This is a genomic window from Arcanobacterium hippocoleae, assembly GCF_031456295.1.
In the GTDB taxonomy this organism is placed as follows: Bacteria; Actinomycetota; Actinomycetes; order Actinomycetales; family Actinomycetaceae; genus Arcanobacterium_A; species Arcanobacterium_A hippocoleae.
Genome location: NZ_JAVDUJ010000001.1, coordinates 28,454 through 44,647, shown reverse-complemented (window position 1 = coordinate 44,647; position 16,194 = coordinate 28,454). Strand labels below are relative to the sequence as shown.

The 16,194-nt window shown below is 53.8% G+C and carries 21 protein-coding genes; 4 read left to right on the top strand and 17 right to left on the bottom strand.

The window, feature by feature from the left end; translation table 11 throughout:
• The first annotated feature begins 1 nt into the window (after position 1).
• The gene (locus J2S36_RS00245; protein ID WP_309954405.1) at positions 2 to 202 is read left to right on the top strand and encodes a hypothetical protein; all 201 of its coding nucleotides are present in this window, start codon (positions 2 to 4) and stop codon (positions 200 to 202) included.
• Complete coding sequence (locus J2S36_RS00240) at positions 169 to 558, top strand: alpha/beta fold hydrolase (protein ID WP_309954403.1); 390 nt, start codon at positions 169 to 171, stop codon at positions 556 to 558. The genes J2S36_RS00245 and J2S36_RS00240 overlap by 34 nt, the downstream gene beginning before the upstream one ends.
• A gap of 39 nt (positions 559 to 597) precedes the next feature.
• On the opposite strand, the gene J2S36_RS00235 is transcribed toward J2S36_RS00240, so the two are convergent.
• The 13 genes from J2S36_RS00235 to J2S36_RS00175 form a co-directional block, all read right to left on the bottom strand.
• A complete protein-coding gene (locus J2S36_RS00235; RefSeq protein WP_309954401.1) occupies positions 598 to 759 on the bottom strand; it encodes a hypothetical protein in 162 nt (53 codons plus the stop codon).
• Positions 760 to 1,006: 247 nt separating this feature from the next.
• On the bottom strand, positions 1,007 to 1,423 hold the full coding sequence (locus tag J2S36_RS00230; protein WP_309954399.1) for a hypothetical protein: 417 nt from the start codon (positions 1,421 to 1,423) through the stop codon (positions 1,007 to 1,009).
• A 12-nt stretch (positions 1,424 to 1,435) separates the two neighbouring features.
• On the bottom strand, positions 1,436 to 2,032 hold the full coding sequence (locus J2S36_RS00225) for a major tail protein (RefSeq protein ID WP_309954397.1): 597 nt from the start codon (positions 2,030 to 2,032) through the stop codon (positions 1,436 to 1,438).
• 13 nt (positions 2,033 to 2,045) lie between these two features.
• Complete coding sequence (locus J2S36_RS00220) at positions 2,046 to 2,390, bottom strand: hypothetical protein (RefSeq protein ID WP_309954395.1); 345 nt, start codon at positions 2,388 to 2,390, stop codon at positions 2,046 to 2,048.
• The gene (locus J2S36_RS00215) at positions 2,387 to 2,824 is read right to left on the bottom strand and encodes an HK97-gp10 family putative phage morphogenesis protein (RefSeq protein WP_309954393.1); all 438 of its coding nucleotides are present in this window, start codon (positions 2,822 to 2,824) and stop codon (positions 2,387 to 2,389) included. Before J2S36_RS00215 ends, J2S36_RS00220 begins: the two co-directional genes overlap by 4 nt.
• Entirely contained in the window at positions 2,817 to 3,155 is a 339-nt protein-coding gene (locus tag J2S36_RS00210; RefSeq protein ID WP_309954391.1) for a phage head completion protein, read from the bottom strand. The genes J2S36_RS00215 and J2S36_RS00210 overlap by 8 nt, the downstream gene beginning before the upstream one ends.
• A 14-nt stretch (positions 3,156 to 3,169) precedes the next feature.
• On the bottom strand, positions 3,170 to 3,487 hold the full coding sequence (locus J2S36_RS00205; RefSeq protein ID WP_278620412.1) for a head-tail connector protein: 318 nt from the start codon (positions 3,485 to 3,487) through the stop codon (positions 3,170 to 3,172).
• Between the two features lie 32 nt (positions 3,488 to 3,519).
• Positions 3,520 to 4,746: a phage major capsid protein gene (locus J2S36_RS00200; RefSeq protein ID WP_309954387.1), complete on the bottom strand. Its 1,227-nt coding sequence runs from the start codon at positions 4,744 to 4,746 to the stop codon at positions 3,520 to 3,522.
• A gap of 12 nt (positions 4,747 to 4,758) precedes the next feature.
• Entirely contained in the window at positions 4,759 to 5,649 is an 891-nt protein-coding gene (locus J2S36_RS00195) for a head maturation protease, ClpP-related (RefSeq protein WP_309954385.1), read from the bottom strand.
• Positions 5,646 to 6,950 carry a phage portal protein gene (locus J2S36_RS00190; RefSeq protein WP_309954383.1) on the bottom strand — a complete coding sequence of 435 codons (1,305 nt, stop codon included), beginning with the start codon at positions 6,948 to 6,950 and terminating at the stop codon, positions 5,646 to 5,648. The genes J2S36_RS00195 and J2S36_RS00190 overlap by 4 nt, the downstream gene beginning before the upstream one ends.
• A gap of 309 nt (positions 6,951 to 7,259) precedes the next feature.
• Positions 7,260 to 7,820: a hypothetical protein gene (locus tag J2S36_RS00185; protein ID WP_309954381.1), complete on the bottom strand. Its 561-nt coding sequence runs from the start codon at positions 7,818 to 7,820 to the stop codon at positions 7,260 to 7,262.
• 181 nt (positions 7,821 to 8,001) lie between these two features.
• Positions 8,002 to 9,606 (bottom strand): terminase large subunit, encoded by a 1,605-nt coding sequence (locus tag J2S36_RS00180; protein ID WP_309954379.1) that lies wholly within the window; start codon positions 9,604 to 9,606, stop codon positions 8,002 to 8,004.
• A gap of 110 nt (positions 9,607 to 9,716) precedes the next feature.
• Positions 9,717 to 9,911 (bottom strand): hypothetical protein, encoded by a 195-nt coding sequence (locus tag J2S36_RS00175; RefSeq protein ID WP_309954377.1) that lies wholly within the window; start codon positions 9,909 to 9,911, stop codon positions 9,717 to 9,719.
• Positions 9,912 to 10,295: 384 nt separating this feature from the next.
• On the opposite strand from J2S36_RS00175, the gene J2S36_RS00170 reads away from it, so the two are divergent.
• Complete coding sequence (locus J2S36_RS00170; protein ID WP_309954375.1) at positions 10,296 to 11,375, top strand: IS110 family RNA-guided transposase; 1,080 nt, start codon at positions 10,296 to 10,298, stop codon at positions 11,373 to 11,375.
• 34 nt (positions 11,376 to 11,409) lie between these two features.
• Here the strand turns inward: J2S36_RS00170 and J2S36_RS00165 are convergent, their stop codons facing one another.
• From J2S36_RS00165 to metK, 3 genes are read right to left on the bottom strand one after another with little or no spacing between them, the layout of a single operon-like run.
• A complete protein-coding gene (locus J2S36_RS00165) occupies positions 11,410 to 12,921 on the bottom strand; it encodes a DNA cytosine methyltransferase (RefSeq protein ID WP_309954373.1) in 1,512 nt (503 codons plus the stop codon).
• Entirely contained in the window at positions 12,918 to 14,162 is a 1,245-nt protein-coding gene (locus tag J2S36_RS00160) for a site-specific DNA-methyltransferase (RefSeq protein WP_510183382.1), read from the bottom strand. Before J2S36_RS00160 ends, J2S36_RS00165 begins: the two co-directional genes overlap by 4 nt.
• Positions 14,140 to 15,330: a methionine adenosyltransferase gene (gene metK, locus J2S36_RS00155; RefSeq protein ID WP_309954370.1), complete on the bottom strand. Its 1,191-nt coding sequence runs from the start codon at positions 15,328 to 15,330 to the stop codon at positions 14,140 to 14,142. Before metK ends, J2S36_RS00160 begins: the two co-directional genes overlap by 23 nt.
• Positions 15,331 to 15,412: 82 nt before the next feature.
• On the opposite strand from metK, the gene J2S36_RS00150 reads away from it, so the two are divergent.
• A complete protein-coding gene (locus J2S36_RS00150; RefSeq protein ID WP_309954369.1) occupies positions 15,413 to 15,553 on the top strand; it encodes a glycine zipper domain-containing protein in 141 nt (46 codons plus the stop codon).
• Positions 15,554 to 15,558: 5 nt separating this feature from the next.
• Here J2S36_RS00150 and J2S36_RS00145 read toward each other — a convergent pair whose 3' ends face one another.
• Positions 15,559 to 16,131, bottom strand: a complete 573-nt coding sequence (locus tag J2S36_RS00145) for a P27 family phage terminase small subunit (RefSeq protein WP_309954367.1) — start codon at positions 16,129 to 16,131, stop codon at positions 15,559 to 15,561.
• Between the last annotated feature and the right edge of the window lie 63 nt (positions 16,132 to 16,194).

Below are 16,194 nucleotides of genomic sequence, written 5' to 3'. Positions count from 1 at the left end.
CGTGTGGGCCAATTTTGTAACTAATCGCCGGTGGGTATGGCCGTTGTTTGCTTTACTCGTCATCGGTACGGTCGTTTTCGCTGTTTTGTGGATGAGCGGTGTCGTGCATCCCGTCACGGGCGTCGCTAATGCAGCAGGTTTCGCAATATGTGCGATCGGGCTTGTAGCGTGGCATCTTGCCACTCGTGGTTTGCAGCGATGAGCACTCCGGTACTTTTCCTCCACGGACTCGGCGAGACCCCGCAAGCCTGGAATGGCGTCATCAACGAGTTCGAGAGCATTGACGCGCTCACGCCCACTGTTGTCGATCAGCCATCAGGAACGCCATGGTCGTTACATGAGCGCACGGACGAACTCGCCGCGTCACTGAATGATCCAGTCGACGTGGTTGGGCTATCTCTTGGCGCGGTTATGGGTCTTGATCTGGCAATTCGGCACCCGCACATGGTTCGCTCCCTGTTTCTTTCAGCTCCTCAAGCACGCCCGCCTAAAGCATTGATGCGCATTCAAAGCGTTCTCATGCGAGTCTTGCCTGAGCGTCTCGTGTGCCCACCATAGATTTCCAAGCAACAGTTGCTGGAAATCCTGCGTCAAATATCAGCCATTGATTTCGAGCCAGAGCTTGGAAATATCACGGTTCCAACAACGATTGCGTGCGGTGTGAAAGACCGCGCGAATCTTCCTGCCGCCCGCACCATCAGCCAACAGATCCCACCAGCCCGCCTCATCGTTGTGCCAGACGCGGGTCATCAATGGCATCAATCAATGCCCACACAATTCGCTCACGAACTAAAAGCCCACTGGAATAGTATCTAGATCCCGGCAGGAATCACGTCGTCGATGAACCATTGACGTAGCGGTTGGGCTCTGCCGGTTTCGAGTCGCCAGCAGTCGACCAGATCCAAGAGTTCCCCAAACACGGTTAAGCCCACCTCCACCCGCGATAGGTGAAGGTGAGCCATGCCGATATATGTCAGCCGCGTGAACACGGCATTGTCGGTTTCGACTATGCGTCCGCTGCTGGTGCTTTTGGGGCTGGCTCGGTAAGGATGTCTCGTCGTGTTCCGCGCTGGAGGGCTTCGGCGATCGCGCCACGATAATCCGCCAGATCAGCAGGCACAGTGAGTAGTTCAACCTCGTCCTCGGTCAACTCTGGGCGCTTGTCGTCTGGGTGGCGCAGGTTGTGTATCTGGATGGACTGGTTGACCAGCAGCGTGATCAACCAAATCACCTCACCGAGCGTCTTGCCCAGATCGTCGGAGATTTCCAGGGCGTTACCCAGATGTTCGAGCCCGCCGTAACGCTCAGCGATCAGCCGCGTGGCTTTCGTCGTCAAGACAAGCTCGCAGTCGGTACCGCCGATGCTGACAGTGGCGGAGCGCCCTGGGTCAACAACTGATTCAGTCTTCTTCTTGGTTGTCATGGCTCATGCTCCTTAGGCTTCAGATGTGGTGCTGGCGGGTTCATAAACCTGGGCATACCAGTTCGTGATCGTCTCGGGCTTGACGCCGGTTGCGCCCTCTAGCACTTCTGCCTTCCACGGATGACGCCCCTTACTATCGGGTTTGTTACGCCGCAAAATCGTGCCCTCAATCGAGGGTGTCGAGAACGTAATCGAGTCGGCTTTAGTTGCCAGGGTTTCGGTGGGCAGGGCGAACTTGACCCGGTACAGCCAGAAATACTGATACTTCCCCGTAGAGCGTGCGGCTCGGAAACCGATCGCCACCGGAGCCCCGCCGTCCTCGGAAGCGGAGATGAGCACCCCGTTGGAATCCACGGTCGCACCCGTCAAGGCTGCGGCTGCTTCACCACCCAGATCGTCAATACCCAAAGTCAGGGTGCCGGATTTGAATTCCTTGACGATCTCACTCGGCCCGTCATCGGCATACAGAATCGCTTCAGCGACCTCAACACTGAGTTCTGCGGAGATGGCTTTGGCGAGGGGTTTGGGTTTGGCGTAGGTCTCCTCGCCCGTGTCGGGGTTTTCAGTGATGGTGGCGTAGTAGAGCTTGTCTAAACCAATAGTCGCCATGAGTAATGCTCCTTCATGTGTAGGTGTGGTGGGTTGCGACATCTATCGCGTAATGGTGAAATCCGGTATCCGCTTCGAAGCCGACATAGGTACGGGCAATGATCGTCAGTCCAGTGTCGAGCAGGGCGCGGGTAATGCGGCTACGCAGGTCGAGATAGTTTCCGCGAGTGAAGAGTGCGAGGCGGACTTCCTCAACCTCAACGCTGGGCTGGTTGTCGGCGAACACGTCCAACACGTCAGCCAGTGGTGTTGTTACCAGATACGTATCTGGCGCTGGTGTTGTAGTAAACAAGCCGATTTCGAATGGTAGGTCGAGCTTGTCAGCAATATTCGTGAGCTGTTCTAGTAATGCGGTCATTGTCTCACCTGCTCGATCCGCGCCGTGAGCGTCGTTTTCATGGCCTCGATTGCACCACGCCGTGTTTGCGACCGTGTGGGTGCAAGGAACGGGCGTGCAGGCTGATTGCTGCGGCCGTGTTCGAGGACGTTGGCGATCAACGCATTCGCTTTGCTGTCACGCCGGTTTTCAGCGAAGCCGACCTTAATGTTGTGATCACCTCGACTGTTCACCTTCACGCTCGTTGTGCCCAGTGCTGCGAGTAGTTGCCCTGTCGAGCGTGATGTCTGTTTGGTGTTCCGGCCGATTACGCTCGTGAGGTTTGCTCGCATACGCGGCTCGACTACGGCGGCTCCCGCCTTGAGTACCTCATCAGCTGAATACTCCAGTACACGGCTGGCGGCGTTGAGGGAATCAATGAACGCGTTCGGCAAGCGAATCTGAACTCTAGCCATGGGCGTCTCCTTCGGGCGTGGTCTGGTGGGCAAGAATCTCCACGTATCTACCGATGACCTCGACGGCGTCGATCACATACCGCCCATCCGGGCCACTGATCTCCATATCAGTGGTCACGGACAGTCCGGGAAAAGATCTGATGCGGAAGAGGACGTCGGCCTTTGAGTACGCTGCCCGGTTCACCCACGCGCTCGATGCGTGCCGCACCTCGATCTGCGCCCGCACCGTCGCCTTCACTTCATCGCGCGTGGTGGTGAACCCCGCCTTATCGCGGATAACCCTTGGCTGTATAAGGTCGATGGTGGTGGTCATGGATCCAAGAGAAGCCATGAATGTTCCTTTTCTTAGACTTTCCATTCACGGTCCAGGCGTAGCAGGTTGTTAACGGCGTTCCACACCGCCCGCGCCGCATCCGGCTTATCTGCCCAAAACCCTGCCGTGGAACCATCACGAGACTCATAAAAATGGGAGGCGAGCATGACAATGCCCTGCCTGGTTGCCCCAGACATGTCGTGGGTCTCGTAGTAGCCCTCATCAAGGTGTTGGTAGGAGCAGGCGTAGGAGGTGGCCGAGTTGATCAGCGCGCCGATCAATTGATCGTCATCATCGAAGGTGATGAGCAGGTTCGCCTTCACCTGCGCAACCAAATCAACCGTGGTCATTGCGGCCACCTCCTCTCCATGTGCGGGGTCGGTTATGCTCCTGCCTTTTGGGTCAATAGCTTCACTGCTTCAGGCAGGACGAGCTTCCCGTCCAGACGTTGCGAGGCTAGGAAGCCGACCTGCCCGGTGGTTGCGAACAATTCGTTTAGCCGCTTGAACGAGCGGCCCTGTCGGTCGGCAATCCAGTAATACGACAAGTCACCGAAAGCCACCGTCGAGGCACCAGCCTTGATTTCAGGCACGAAGGTGCTCGTGTGGACCGGGCGGCCAAGGACAAGGTCTGGGGTTCCTGCGGTCAGGGCTGGCTGCCACAGATATTGACCGTTGCCGTCCTTGAGCTTGCGGATGGTTTTCACGGTGGAGTCGTTCATCAGCCACACTGCGTTCTTGCGATACGGGCCGCGCAGGCTATAGTGCAGGTCGATGAGTTCATCAGCCGTAATATCGGTTGCCTTACCCGTGGTCACAGCCTTCTCACCACCACCAGTGGCTGCGAAGATGCCGGTGGGCTTACCTTTCCCGTCCCCGGTGAGGAAAGCTTCTTCTTCGGCAGCGCCGATACGGCGAGCAAACTCCGCCGCCAGGTACTGCTCGACGTCGAACGCGGCGTCGTTGAGCAGCTCCTCGCTGATTTTGAGGAAGGTGCCGAGCTTAAACGCGCTCAGCGTCACCTGCGTGAAGGCTTCATCAGATTCCGTATACGGCTTGCCTTCATCGAGCCAGCCTGCGGTGCCGTGGGTAGAGACGACCGGGATCTTGCGATCACCTGAGGTGGTTTGAATGACCTTCGCCAAGGAGCGCATGATGTTTTGATCTTCCAGTGAGGAGATCAGTGTGCGTTCGAACTCGTCAGGTACCAAGTAGCCGCCCTCAGTGTCTACGCCTTCGGAGAGGGCGTTGCGTACTTCCATCGGTGAGATGTTCAGTCGCATGGCATCCCAAAACGCCCGTTTGTACGAGGCGGTTGCTCGAGGTGCAGTCGGCTTGGCTTCATCGTCAGGGTTCATGCCTGGCATTGAGGTGAGCGGCGTGTTGGTTGCCTTGGCGAGGTCGGCGTCGCGGCGCAGGGCTCGTTCGGAGCGTGCGATCTCGTTGGTGAGTCGATCGATTTCGGCTTCCATCTTCGCGTAAGCCTGATCATCTTCAGCTGACAGGCAACCGGTGGTGGTGTCGCGGCGCTCGTCAAGGAAGGCCTTCGCCTTCTCCCACACATCTGAGCGCTTGGTGCGAAGGTCAGAAACAGTCATAGAGGTAGTCATTAGTGGTTCCTTTCAGTGGGGTTGATTGATCAATGCGGCGTACAAATCACAAACCCGCCGACCAACAGGCACAGCGGGAGTAATAGCAGGGCGCGGTGGACGCACCGGCTTCGACGGCGGCGAGGTGACGGTCAGGTGTGCGACGAGGTTTTGTTCGAAGGCGCGGCGGGAAAACACCGTGCCTTGCCCCACGTTCTTAGGCGGGAACAGTGGATGCTTCAGCTCATAGTCCTCATCGTCCACGTCAGACTCTTCGGGTTCCTTTGGGGAGTCGCCCTCGTCCTCATCGTCATCCGGGTCGTCGGGCTTCTCAGGCGAGACCGCAAACATTGGGTCGCGTTGGCCGGTGAGAAGTTCATCGGCAAAACCCATATCGATCGCAGCACGAGCATCCATCCACGTCTCAGCGTCCATGAGCTTCGACAACTTCGCCCGACTCAGGTTCGTCTTTTCCTGATATGCATTCAGGATTGATTCTTTGACCGAATCAAGCATGTTCATTGCACGTGCAAGTTCATCCTTATCACCGACCGCCATCGTCGCCGGGTTATGAATCATCAACATCGACACCGGCGACATAGCCACAGTAGATGCTGCCATTGCAATCACAGACGCAGCAGACGCGGCGATACCATCAATATTGACGGTCACCTCGCCTGGGTAGTCGATGAGCATGTTGTAGATCTGCGCCGCAGCCACCACGTCCCCTCCGGGGCTGTTGAGCCAGATCGTCACCGGACCAGAACCGGCGTTCAGTTCTTGGGCGAAGATACTGGGTGTGATGTCGTCATCGAACCAGGACTCTTCAGCGATCGTGCCGCTAATACGCAAAACCCGGACACTTGTCGCGTCCGGGTCAGAATTGTTTGGCTCGGGGGTGAGCCAGTTCCAAAAACGTCTCATATCCTCCTCCTTAAGGGAAGCTCGTTACTCGAAGGTTCCTGGGCCAGTTCAGGCTCTGGTTCAGATGCGGTTGTCTGCGCGTAGGCTCCAGCAAGCCCGAGCGGGAGCATGTTCCCGTTCACCAAATAGAGGTCACCGCCTGCCTCGATGCTGATGCGGTCGAGGTTTTCTAACTCGCGGATATCGTTAGCGCTCATCCACCCGTTCTGCCGCGCCACCGCATACCCATCCATCCGCGACTTATAATCCCCACGCAGCAAGCCTTCAAGATTAAACTTCACATACACCTGTGGTTTCTCACGCTCAGCAAGGAGGGTTTTGCTGATGGCTTGTTCGAAGCGGATCACCCACGGATCCAGCGTGTACTTCACGAACTCGAGCGATTGCTGCTCAATATTGGAAAACGAGGATTTTTCGAGGTCGCCAATCATGTGCGGCGGAATACGGAAGATTCGAGCAATTTCGTTGATCTGAAACTTTCTCGTCTCCAAAAACTGGGCCTGCTCAGGTGAGACGCTGATGGGCGTGTATTTCATGCCCTCTTCCAGCACGGCGATCTTGTTGCCGTTCCTCGCTCCGCCGAACGTCGACTGCCATGATTCGCGGACGCGAGCTGGGTCTTTGATTGTTCCTGGATGCTCCAACACGCCACCGGGAGCCGCACCATTCGCGAAAAAGCTCGCACCATAATCCTCCGTCGCTTGAGCCAAGCCGATAGCGTTTTTTGCCATCGCAATCGGGCTGTAGCCGACCAGGCCGTCAAAACCCAACCCTGGAATATGTAACACTTCATGCGGTGACAGGCGTACAGTTTCGAACCTGCCACTTGGTTCATCCCATGTACGCTGATACTCATAATACAAACGACCTTGCTCATCTCTGCCCACGGTCATTCTGTTTGGCATAAGCGGATACAAGCCGATAACCTCATCACGACCATTACGAATCACCTGAGCAAACGCATTACCCCACAACAACAAGTGAGTCATCAACGTTTCACGGAACACGAAGGACGTCATCTCCAGGTTCGGCTCATCATGCAACAACCTATAGAGCGGATGATCGAGCGCCTTCACCTTCGCCCCATCAGCACTCTGCCGGTAAACATGCAACGGCAAACCCGCGACCGCCTCAGCCAAAATCCGCACACACGAATACACGGCAGTCAACTGCATCGCGCTACGCTCAGTCACCGGACGACCAGACGACGCAGCCCCGAAGAAAAAGCTATAACCCGAGCCAATCGCGCGATCCTCAGTAACGCGGGTGGTGTCGCCACGCAGCCAATTCAGAAAACTCACAAGAAACCAGCCTCTCTAAAGCTGACAACATGAAATTGCCCTTCAACCTTGGGAAATGTGAAGGGCAATTCCAATGGAAGAAAATACTACTTTTGTTTCTCGGAGTCGTACTTTAAATACATGGTAACTGCGGGAAATACCACCGAGATCACCACAACTGCAGCCATATTCTCGTGCACTATGTCGTTAAAAAACTCAGAAGTCAAGGTACCAATAAAAAATAAGAGACCGATCAATGCTGTACATACAACCGCCTGTAAAACGTATCGGAGCTTCTGTGACATGAGAATCTTCCTCCCTCCCGTTTCACTACCGCGACCACGGAGTCGCACACCAAATAGCAGATGCAGCCAATGATGCAGCAAGACCTACAACGCCGCCTTTAATTGCATTTTTCCCTACAATTTTAACGATATAAAGAGCAGCTTCCTTCCAAAGTTGTCTTTCGATTAGCTTGGTAAAAGCTCCAGTAAATAATCCCGCAATAGCTCCAAGCCCTGTAACATCAATTACGCATTTTGTGTAATCGCTGGATCTAGTTTGAATAGCAGTATTATTGACAAATGGCTCGCCATTCAATCTTGCTGCTATCACTTCAAGATCCGCTTTATTGACATGCGACATATACCCCGCCTCAGTGACATACCAACGTCCTGCATCATTCTGAGACAAATATGTAGCAAAAATATTTTCTAGCTCTTGCGCAAGTTGCTCTAATTCCTGGCTCGAAGCTATATCGGAGTTCATTACAGAGACTTCAGTATTTCCTCCACCTACAGTATTTATATCTGCAGCTGTTGCGACTCCTACGCTTGACATAGAGAGGGTAGCACTCGTGATAGCTGCTATAATCGCTGTTTTAGCTGTCATAATATTTCTCCTTAGCATGCTTCATTACATGATTTTGCTCTGGCAACATCTGCCCCACAGTGAGTATTGATGTCCGCCACGGAACAACACACTATTACACAACTTCCTTGTTGCTTAAAGTGTTAGCGTTATTCTAACGCACTCTTCATTCGCACAGTCAACAAGCATATTGATTTGGAATTCAAAATACTAACAATCCGCGCTCGTCATAAACACTTCCGCTGATGTGTCCGGTGCCGTTTCGGATGGCGCGGTCGAGGGCCATGATGGTTGCGACCACGCCGTCGATCTTCTCGGTGCTCTTTTGTTTGTCAGGTTTGATGTTGCCTGCCGGGTCGGTACGCACGTGAATGTTGTCGACCATCCATGACAGCACCGGGTGCCCGCCGTGCGCTAGGCGTCCTTCGAGTGCGAGTTTCATCAGCTCCTTCGAGGGCGGGCTCATGTCTTTGAAGCCTTGCCCGAACGGGACAACGGTGAAACCTGAGGCTTCGAGGTTTTGGCTCATTTGGACTGCTCCCCACCGGTCGAACGCAATCTCACGAATATCAAACCGTTCACCTAGCTGTTCAATGAAGGTTTCGATCGCGCCGTAGTGGACGACGTTACCTTCCGTGGTATTTAGGTAGCCTTGCTGCTGCCATAGGTCGTAGGGCACGTGGTCACGGGAAACCCTTAGTTTGAGGTTGTCTTCAGGTATCCAAAACCACGGCGCAATCACATACGCTTCATCACCGGTTTCGGGTGGGAAGACGAGCACGAACGCCGTGATATCTGTCGTCGAGGCTAGATCAAGCCCGCCGTAACACACATGCCCCTCCAAATCGGACAGACCAACAGGTGCGTTGTTAGCGTTCCAGATGTGCATGGGCATCCACCGCACGCTTTGTTTGACCCACTGGTTGAGGCGAAGTTGTCGGAAGGTGTTTTCTTCGGCTGGGTTTTGTTTCGCGCTCGTGCAGGCTTGGCGAACCTTCTCGATCGGGACGGTGATCCCTAGAGAAGGGTTAGCCTTCGCCCAGACTTTTTCGTCCGTCCAGTCGTCTTCGCGCTCCGCCCCGTAAATCACTGGATAGAACGTCGGGTCATGTTTCTTGCCTGCGAGGATGTCTTCGGCTTTCTCATGCTGCTCATAACAAATCGAATGTGTATCGGTACCCGCTGTTGTGATGAGGAAGTACAACGGCTGGGTGCGAGCATCACCAGAACCTTTGGTCATGACGTCGAAGAGGGCGCGGTTTGGTTGGGTGTGGAGTTCGTCGAAGACGACCCCGGAGATATTAAACCCGTGCTTGCTGTACGCCTCTGCACTTAGGACTTGGTAGAAGGAGTTGGTGGGCTTGTAAATAATGCGCTTTTGTGAAGAAAGAATCTTTACTCGCTTCGAGAGGGCTGGGCTCATGCGTACCATGTCAGCCGCGACCTCGAACACAATGGATGCTTGCTGGCGGTCTGCAGCGCACCCATAAACTTCGGCGCGTTCTTCACCATCCCCGCAGGTGAGCAGGAGCGCGACGGCGGCGGCGAGCTCCGACTTGCCCATCTTCTTAGGGATCTCAACATAGGCGGTAGTGAACTGCCTAAACCCGTCAGCCTTGACGGTTCCGAACAGGTCACGGATGATCTGCTCTTGCCAATCAATGAGCTGGAAGGGTTTGCCTGACCAGCGACCCTTCGTGTGCTTCAAGGCTTGGATGAAGGCCACCGCATAGTCGGCTTTGCGCTTGTCATAGGTTGAGCCGTCAGCCATGAACCGGGTTGGCGTATAGGTGTCTAGTTGACGCATCGCGATTCACCTCCTCTCCAGTGGCATAAGAAAAGCCCCAACAAGCGGGGCGAAAAGTTCTCAGAGCACAGCGCCCAAACCATGTAGGTACAGGCGCGTTGTGCTGGGGTTTAGATCAGGGCGTCGAGCGCGGCGTATTCGGCCCGGCGGGCTTCGAGCTGGTGGACGATGATGGAGGCGCGGAAGGTGTTCTTCTCCCGTCCCAGCTTGTTTTCTAGGGCGGTGATCTCGGCCTTGCGGCGGCGCATTACCTCGATGGTGTCACCGTCGTGGATGGCTTGCTTGTCGCGTTCGAAGCTGTTCATGACCTTGCTCCTTCTCTTGTTTGGTCATGTACATACTGTGAGACTTTTGGGTGTGGCTGGTCTGGGATCGGCTGGCAGGATTAGACCATAGCTCTGGTGGCGTGACTCGTGTATATACCGGCGCAGAGATATTGATCTCCCTGTAAGGGGGAGCAAAGTTTCTGGTGCTTTTTGGCTGACATGTCCGCTACCGGGGTTGTGGTCTGACCCGGCCGGTATGTATTGGCTTGATTAGAAGCATGTCCGCCAGTTTTCGTTGGCGTGACTCGTCACAGTATTGCCAGCAAACCAAGTCCTAGACACGACTCTAAGAACGCGATGCCGGATCAGACCTCAAGGTAAGAAACAACCCAACGTTTCAACAACCGAGGAGGTTGAATCCATATGGCAATTGTCGCACACCTCTACCGTTTCATCGTAGGCGTCGATACACACGCCAGAAACCATGTGTTATCGATCCTAGAGTGCGCCACAGGTGCTGAAATCGTCTGTCAGACGTTCGCCAACACTTCTCAAGGACACGTCCGCGCGCAAGAATGGATCACCAAACACACAAGAGCTGATTTACGTGAGGTTTTAGTATCTATGGAAGGCACAGCCTCCTATGGCACTAGGTTCCGTGTTGCTTTAGAGCAGGCAGGTTACCGCGTGGTTGAAGCCCCACGCCTGTTAGTAAGGGGTCGTAAGAAACTCGCTAAAAACGATGTAATTGACGCCTTTCAGATCGCCGCTAGGACTCTTGGTAAAGATGAAACCGAGCTGACTATCCCAAAACAAGGAGATTATCGTGAGGCTCTGCGTATCCTGGTTGCTGCTAGGAAACAGCTCACACGTGCCACAACCGTTAACATCAACTCGTTGACAGCTCTGACCCGCTGTACAGACCTTGGCATTGATGCCAGACGAGCACTGTCGGTAAAACAGATCCACCAAATCGCCGCACTTGAGGCACAACCCGGTGACGCTATCGACGTACTCGTTGCCAAACAAGAAGCAAAACGCCTAGCCAAAACCATCATTGACGCTCGAACACAACTGGCAGAAAACCAAGCACAACTGGCAATGCTCGTTGAACTAGTAGCCCCAACACTACTTGAAATGCCAGGAGTAGGCCCTGTCACCGCCGCGCAAATGATTATCTCTTACTCCCACGTGGGCAGGGTCAAAAGCGAAGCGGCTTTCGCTGCCCTAGCGGGGACAAGCCCTATACCAGCATCGTCAGGAAACAAGGTACGCTACCGGCTCAACAGAGGCGGAGACCGAGCACTCAATAACGCTCTACATACCGTGGCTCTCGTACGCCTGAGAAACGATGACCAGACCCGCGCTTACATGGAAAAACGACTAGCCGAAGGAAAAACCAAACGCGAGACTATTCGGCTGATAAAACGTTACCTCGCACGCAAAATCTACCGGCACCTCACCAAAGAACTAACCCGCAAACAAGTCACTCTCGCAGCTTGACAAATATAGAAGCGTCAGCCATAGAGTGCCGTGCTTATCCAGTTGTTTTGGCTGTTTTTTGTAGTCTGTTTAGGACGTATTTCACTACTGGTAATGCCACCCCATTTCCCCACAGTTTGTACTGTGCTGAATCAGTTGGCTCAGTTTTCAGCCAAGTAGTGATTTGACTGCGAGTTTTCGGTTTTACCGCTCGTATCTGGTTCCAGTGTTTCCAAATGTTTTCCCAGTAAATGATTTCATCGATTTCAGGAGTCAGGTTTTCAAGGTTTTGACACCAATAGTCTGGGAATCCTTGTAGACGAGAACATTCAAGGGGTGTGAGTTTGCGTGGGCGAAGCATTGTATTACCAACAATGGGTGGCTGGTGTGAATCACTCGCCAAAAGTGCACCAGCAACATTTGTGGTTGCCCTGGTGAAATGATCAGATTTCGAAGAAGTATAGACTGGTTCGAGTATGATCATTCCGCCTTGATTGCATGCGGGATTACCGCCAGCTAAATCAAGAGTTTTTGCCACAGTGGTTTCGTAACCGCATTCACCACCATATTTACGATTGTCGTGGACGGAATTTATACCGTATACAGGTTGGTCGAGTAGGAGTGGAACATTTCCACCTCCTGTTCCCATTCGTGAAGTTAAGGTTTGACTTGTTACCTGGTCGCCAATTTCAATGCGTGAATCATTGGGATGGTAATCAAGCATCACCTGCATGCTAGGTTCAAATAAGACTTGGTCAGCACCAGTTCCCAATGTGCCTGAAAGGTCATGCTGAATCAACGGCCCTTTACCACCGCCTGGCTTACCGGCACGCATACGAAGAGTTAACGCCCCGCACCGGTTGCCTGTAGTGCTTGGGCTAATTGCTTGGGCAGGGTTTTGTTTTTCTTCTTTGCTCGCGTCAGGATTCCTTGTGCTGCTTCGGGACTCAAATAGAATCTCGGGTGCGGATTGTCCTGCAAAATCTGCGACAAGGAAGATACGACGACGACGTTGGGGCACTCCGAAAAATTGAGCATCGAGCACTCGCCATGCAAGTGATGCCCCATCTGCCAAGACGTATCCGCTGGTTGCCCAGCTGGTTTCAGGAACAGGAATGCGTGGCGTTTGCTGGCAGGATACCTCGATAAACGCTTGCAAGACCGCGGCGAAGTCGGCCCCGTGGTTTGAGGAGAATGCGCCTGGCACGTTTTCCCACACAGCATATCTTGGGTAGATACCATGAGTTGCTTGCCTCATTTCTTCAATAATTCGCACAGCTTGGTAAAACAGTGAGGAGCGAGACCCTTCAATCCCGCTCCTTTTACCTGCGATAGATAAATCCTGACAAGGTGAACCAAACGTGATCACATCCACCGGTTGTAACCGGCCACCATCTAACAAATTAATATCGCCAACATGGGTCACTTCAGGCAGATTTTTCCTAGTTACCCGGATAGCGAAGGGGTCTACCTCAGATGCCCACATCGGTTTGATACCAACCATTTTGGCAGCTAAAGGGAAACCGCCCGAGCCATCAAACAAGGACCCCAACGTCAAAGCACTCACGATTCACCCCGATCAACATCGCGCATCAAATCCAAATACGCGTATTCTCTGCCACCCCTAAGGCAGGTAATTCCTGCCGCGTCCCCTGTATGTTCGGCATACCGGCGCAAAATCACGGAGGCGTATTTCTCGTCGAGCTCCATCGCATAACAGATGCGGTCGGTAGCCTCACACGCCATGAGCGTGGAACCTGAGCCAGCGAAGATATCGAGCACTATCGCGTTGACCTGGGTCGAGTTCCCAATCGGATACGCCAACAAATCCAGTGGCTTGCTGGTTGGGTGATCGGCATTCTTGCGTGGCTTAGCAAAATTCCACACCGTGGTCTGCTTGCGATCCGTATACCACCGGTGTTTACCCGTCTTCACCCAGCCAAACAGAACAGGCTCGTGCTGCCACTGATACGGGGATCGGCCCAGGACGAGGGAATCTTTAACCCAGATACAACACCCCGAAAGATAGAATCCGGCCTCGGCGAAGGCGCGACGGAAGTTCAAGCCTTCAGTGTCGGCATGGAAAACATAAGCGGACGCGCCTTTCTCACACACCCCAGCCATATTCGTAAACGCCGATAGCAAGAAGTCATAGAACTTATCGCCATCCATCTTGTCGTTCTTAATCGACAAACCCGACCCTGATTCGAAGGCGACATTGTACGGCGGATCGGTCAACACAAGATTGGCTTTCTTGCCATCCATCAACAGCTCAACATCCGCTTGCGAGGCGGCGTCGCCACACACGAGGCGGTGGCGACCAACCGTCCACACATCCCCACGCTCCACGAACGCAGCCGCTTCAAGTGCAGCGGTGAGATCGAAACCGTCATCCTCGACTTCGCCCTCATCGAGCGAACCAATCAACTGCGCAATCTCAGCCTCATCAAAACCGGTGAGCTCAGCATCAAAATCACTCGCGTCAAGATCAGCAATCAAGAGTGCGAGTTTGTCATTGTCCCACTCGCCACTAATCTTATTCAACGCGATATTGAGTGCTTTCTCGCGCGTCGAATCGAGCTCAACAACAATCACCTCGACATGCTCGTGGCCGAGATCTTCAAGGACCTTCAAACGCTGATGACCACCAACAATGTTGCCAGTCGTTTGGTTCCAGATGACAGGCTCGACGTAACCAAACTCGGACAATGACCGCTTGAGCTTCTCATACTCGGGATCCCCTGGCTGGAGATCCTTACGCGGATTGTAGTCAGCAGGTGTGAGTTCAGCGATTGGCATCGTTTTCATGAGCATGCTTCTTCACCGCCTTTACTAGCACGTCAACATAAACAAACGAGTTCTCCCAAGGCAAACCAACACGACCGAAATGCCCATAACTTGAACACCTGACATAACAAGGTCTACGAAGATTCAAAACATCAATAATCCCACCAGGACGCAACGAGAACACCTCGGAAGCTGCAGCCGTGAGTATCTCGTCGGAGTACTCACCCGTGCCGAGAGTGTCAACACTGAAAGCAACCGGGTCAGCCTTCCCAATCGCAAAACTAATACTCACCTGACACTCGCGAGCAAGACCTGCATCGACGATGGTTTTAGCGATCAGGCGCGCCATATATGCAGCCGACCGGTCAACCTTCGAAGCATCCTTACCCGAGAACGCCCCACCACCATGTGGGGCAAGCCCACCATAAGTATCAACCATGAGCTTGCGACCCGTTAGGCCAGTGTCGGCTTTCGGCCCACCCACCGTAAACACACCCGACGGATTCACCAGAATCTCGGTGTCAGCGCTGACCGGCAGGTACGGCTTACAGGCAGGTGCGACGATCAGGGTTTTCACCTCAGCCGCGAGCTCATCCAGATCCTTGGTTTTATCGTGTTGGATCGACACCACAACGGTCTCGATTGCAACTGGCCTACCAGCGTCGTCATAACGAACTGTCACCTGCGCCTTACCATCAGACTTAATACCAGTAATAGTGCCATCCTTACGAGCATTATCAAGACGGCGACAAATCTCATGCGACAAAACAAGCGGCAACGGTAAACGCTCAGGAGTCTCAGCAGTGGCGTAACCGTAAACCGTTCCTTGATCGCCAGCACCCTGCAACGCGAACTCGGTATCATCACCAAAGCGCGCCTCGAGCGATCGGGTGACTCCTGCGTTGATGTCTGGGGACTGGCGGCGAGTGAAAACGAAGACAAGGAACTTCCACGGCACATAACCAGCCTCCACCAACGCGTAGCGCACCGATTCACGAATACGCGGACGTACCTTCGTTGTGATCTCACCGGTCACGATAATCTTGTGGCCAGATGCCATGACCTCGACAGCGACGCGGGCGGCGGGGTCTTCGTAGAGAATATCGTCAAGGATCGTGTCAGCGATTCTGTCGCAGAGCTTATCGGGATGGCCAATACACACAGCCTCAGCACTCTTCGTGATAGACATACACACACTCACTTTCCATGGGCGGACAAATATTTGGGAGATACTAGATGACGTAGCGGCGTCAATACGGGGAGGAGAATCAATGGGGATCGGGATTGGCCTGATTATGGGAACTGCGATTGGTGTCCTTTTGGACAACATCGCTCTATGTGTAGGTATTGGCTTCCTTATCGGCCTGATCTACGAGATCATCTTCAATAAAGACGAAGACGACGAAAAATAAGACGGTTACGAGCGGGCTTTAAGCAACTGCTCCATCACCTCATCACCAGGAGCCACACCCGAATAATCACTGGTACAAGTAGCACGAACAATCTCGTAAATCTCATACCAATACACGTTCGCCTGCTTACCAAAACTCTGTGACATCGCGACGAACGGGGACGCTATCGCAGCACCCGTCGTCGGATGCTTACCAAGCAGACCGAATTTCGAGATCGCCTGCTCACACTGCACATACCGGGCGAATGCCTGCGCATAGGATTCGATCAGGCGCGGTGCGACGAACTGGGAACAACCACGAGCATCAAGCCACTGCCACGTTTCCCGGTAGACAAGGTCAGCACCGAGTGGTTTACCATCACGCTGAATGTCAGAGAGGTAGTCGGAGGGTTCGGGCATCGTCTCGCCAGCAAGCACCGCACCATCCCCAATATCGCCGCCCTCAAAATCAAAAGGCTCACCCAGCGGATCCTCAAGGCGGGTTGCTGGGCGACCAGAGCTAAGCTTCTCATTCAACGGGTCAGGCTTTGCTCCCGCACGGACGCGGCGACCGCCCCGGTTAGTGCCGTCTTTTGCCATGAATTTTCTCCAGATAAATTATGGGATGGGCAGGTAGCATTGTGTGAAGGGCACGGAGGTAAA

Excerpts from the sequence above, each read along its gene's own strand:
- J2S36_RS00235 (WP_309954401.1), bottom strand. The coding sequence starts at position 759 with ATGCCATTGATGACCCGCGTCTGGCACAACGATGAGGCGGGCTGGTGG.
- J2S36_RS00230 (WP_309954399.1), bottom strand. The coding sequence starts at position 1,423 with ATGACAACCAAGAAGAAGACTGAATCAGTTGTTGACCCAGGGCGCTCC.
- J2S36_RS00225 (WP_309954397.1), bottom strand. The coding sequence starts at position 2,032 with ATGGCGACTATTGGTTTAGACAAGCTCTACTACGCCACCATCACTGAA.
- J2S36_RS00220 (WP_309954395.1), bottom strand. The coding sequence starts at position 2,390 with ATGACCGCATTACTAGAACAGCTCACGAATATTGCTGACAAGCTCGAC.
- J2S36_RS00215 (WP_309954393.1), bottom strand. The coding sequence starts at position 2,824 with ATGGCTAGAGTTCAGATTCGCTTGCCGAACGCGTTCATTGATTCCCTC.
- J2S36_RS00210 (WP_309954391.1), bottom strand. The coding sequence starts at position 3,155 with ATGGCTTCTCTTGGATCCATGACCACCACCATCGACCTTATACAGCCA.
- J2S36_RS00205 (WP_278620412.1), bottom strand. The coding sequence starts at position 3,487 with ATGACCACGGTTGATTTGGTTGCGCAGGTGAAGGCGAACCTGCTCATC.
- J2S36_RS00200 (WP_309954387.1), bottom strand. The coding sequence starts at position 4,746 with ATGACTACCTCTATGACTGTTTCTGACCTTCGCACCAAGCGCTCAGAT.
- J2S36_RS00195 (WP_309954385.1), bottom strand. The coding sequence starts at position 5,649 with ATGAGACGTTTTTGGAACTGGCTCACCCCCGAGCCAAACAATTCTGAC.
- J2S36_RS00185 (WP_309954381.1), bottom strand. The coding sequence starts at position 7,820 with ATGACAGCTAAAACAGCGATTATAGCAGCTATCACGAGTGCTACCCTC.
- J2S36_RS00180 (WP_309954379.1), bottom strand. The coding sequence starts at position 9,606 with ATGCGTCAACTAGACACCTATACGCCAACCCGGTTCATGGCTGACGGC.
- J2S36_RS00175 (WP_309954377.1), bottom strand. The coding sequence starts at position 9,911 with ATGAACAGCTTCGAACGCGACAAGCAAGCCATCCACGACGGTGACACC.
- J2S36_RS00170 (WP_309954375.1), top strand. The coding sequence starts at position 10,296 with ATGGCAATTGTCGCACACCTCTACCGTTTCATCGTAGGCGTCGATACA.
- J2S36_RS00160 (WP_510183382.1), bottom strand. The coding sequence starts at position 14,162 with ATGAAAACGATGCCAATCGCTGAACTCACACCTGCTGACTACAATCCG.
- metK (WP_309954370.1), bottom strand. The coding sequence starts at position 15,330 with ATGTCTATCACGAAGAGTGCTGAGGCTGTGTGTATTGGCCATCCCGAT.
- J2S36_RS00150 (WP_309954369.1), top strand. The coding sequence starts at position 15,413 with ATGGGGATCGGGATTGGCCTGATTATGGGAACTGCGATTGGTGTCCTT.
- J2S36_RS00145 (WP_309954367.1), bottom strand. The coding sequence starts at position 16,131 with ATGGCAAAAGACGGCACTAACCGGGGCGGTCGCCGCGTCCGTGCGGGA.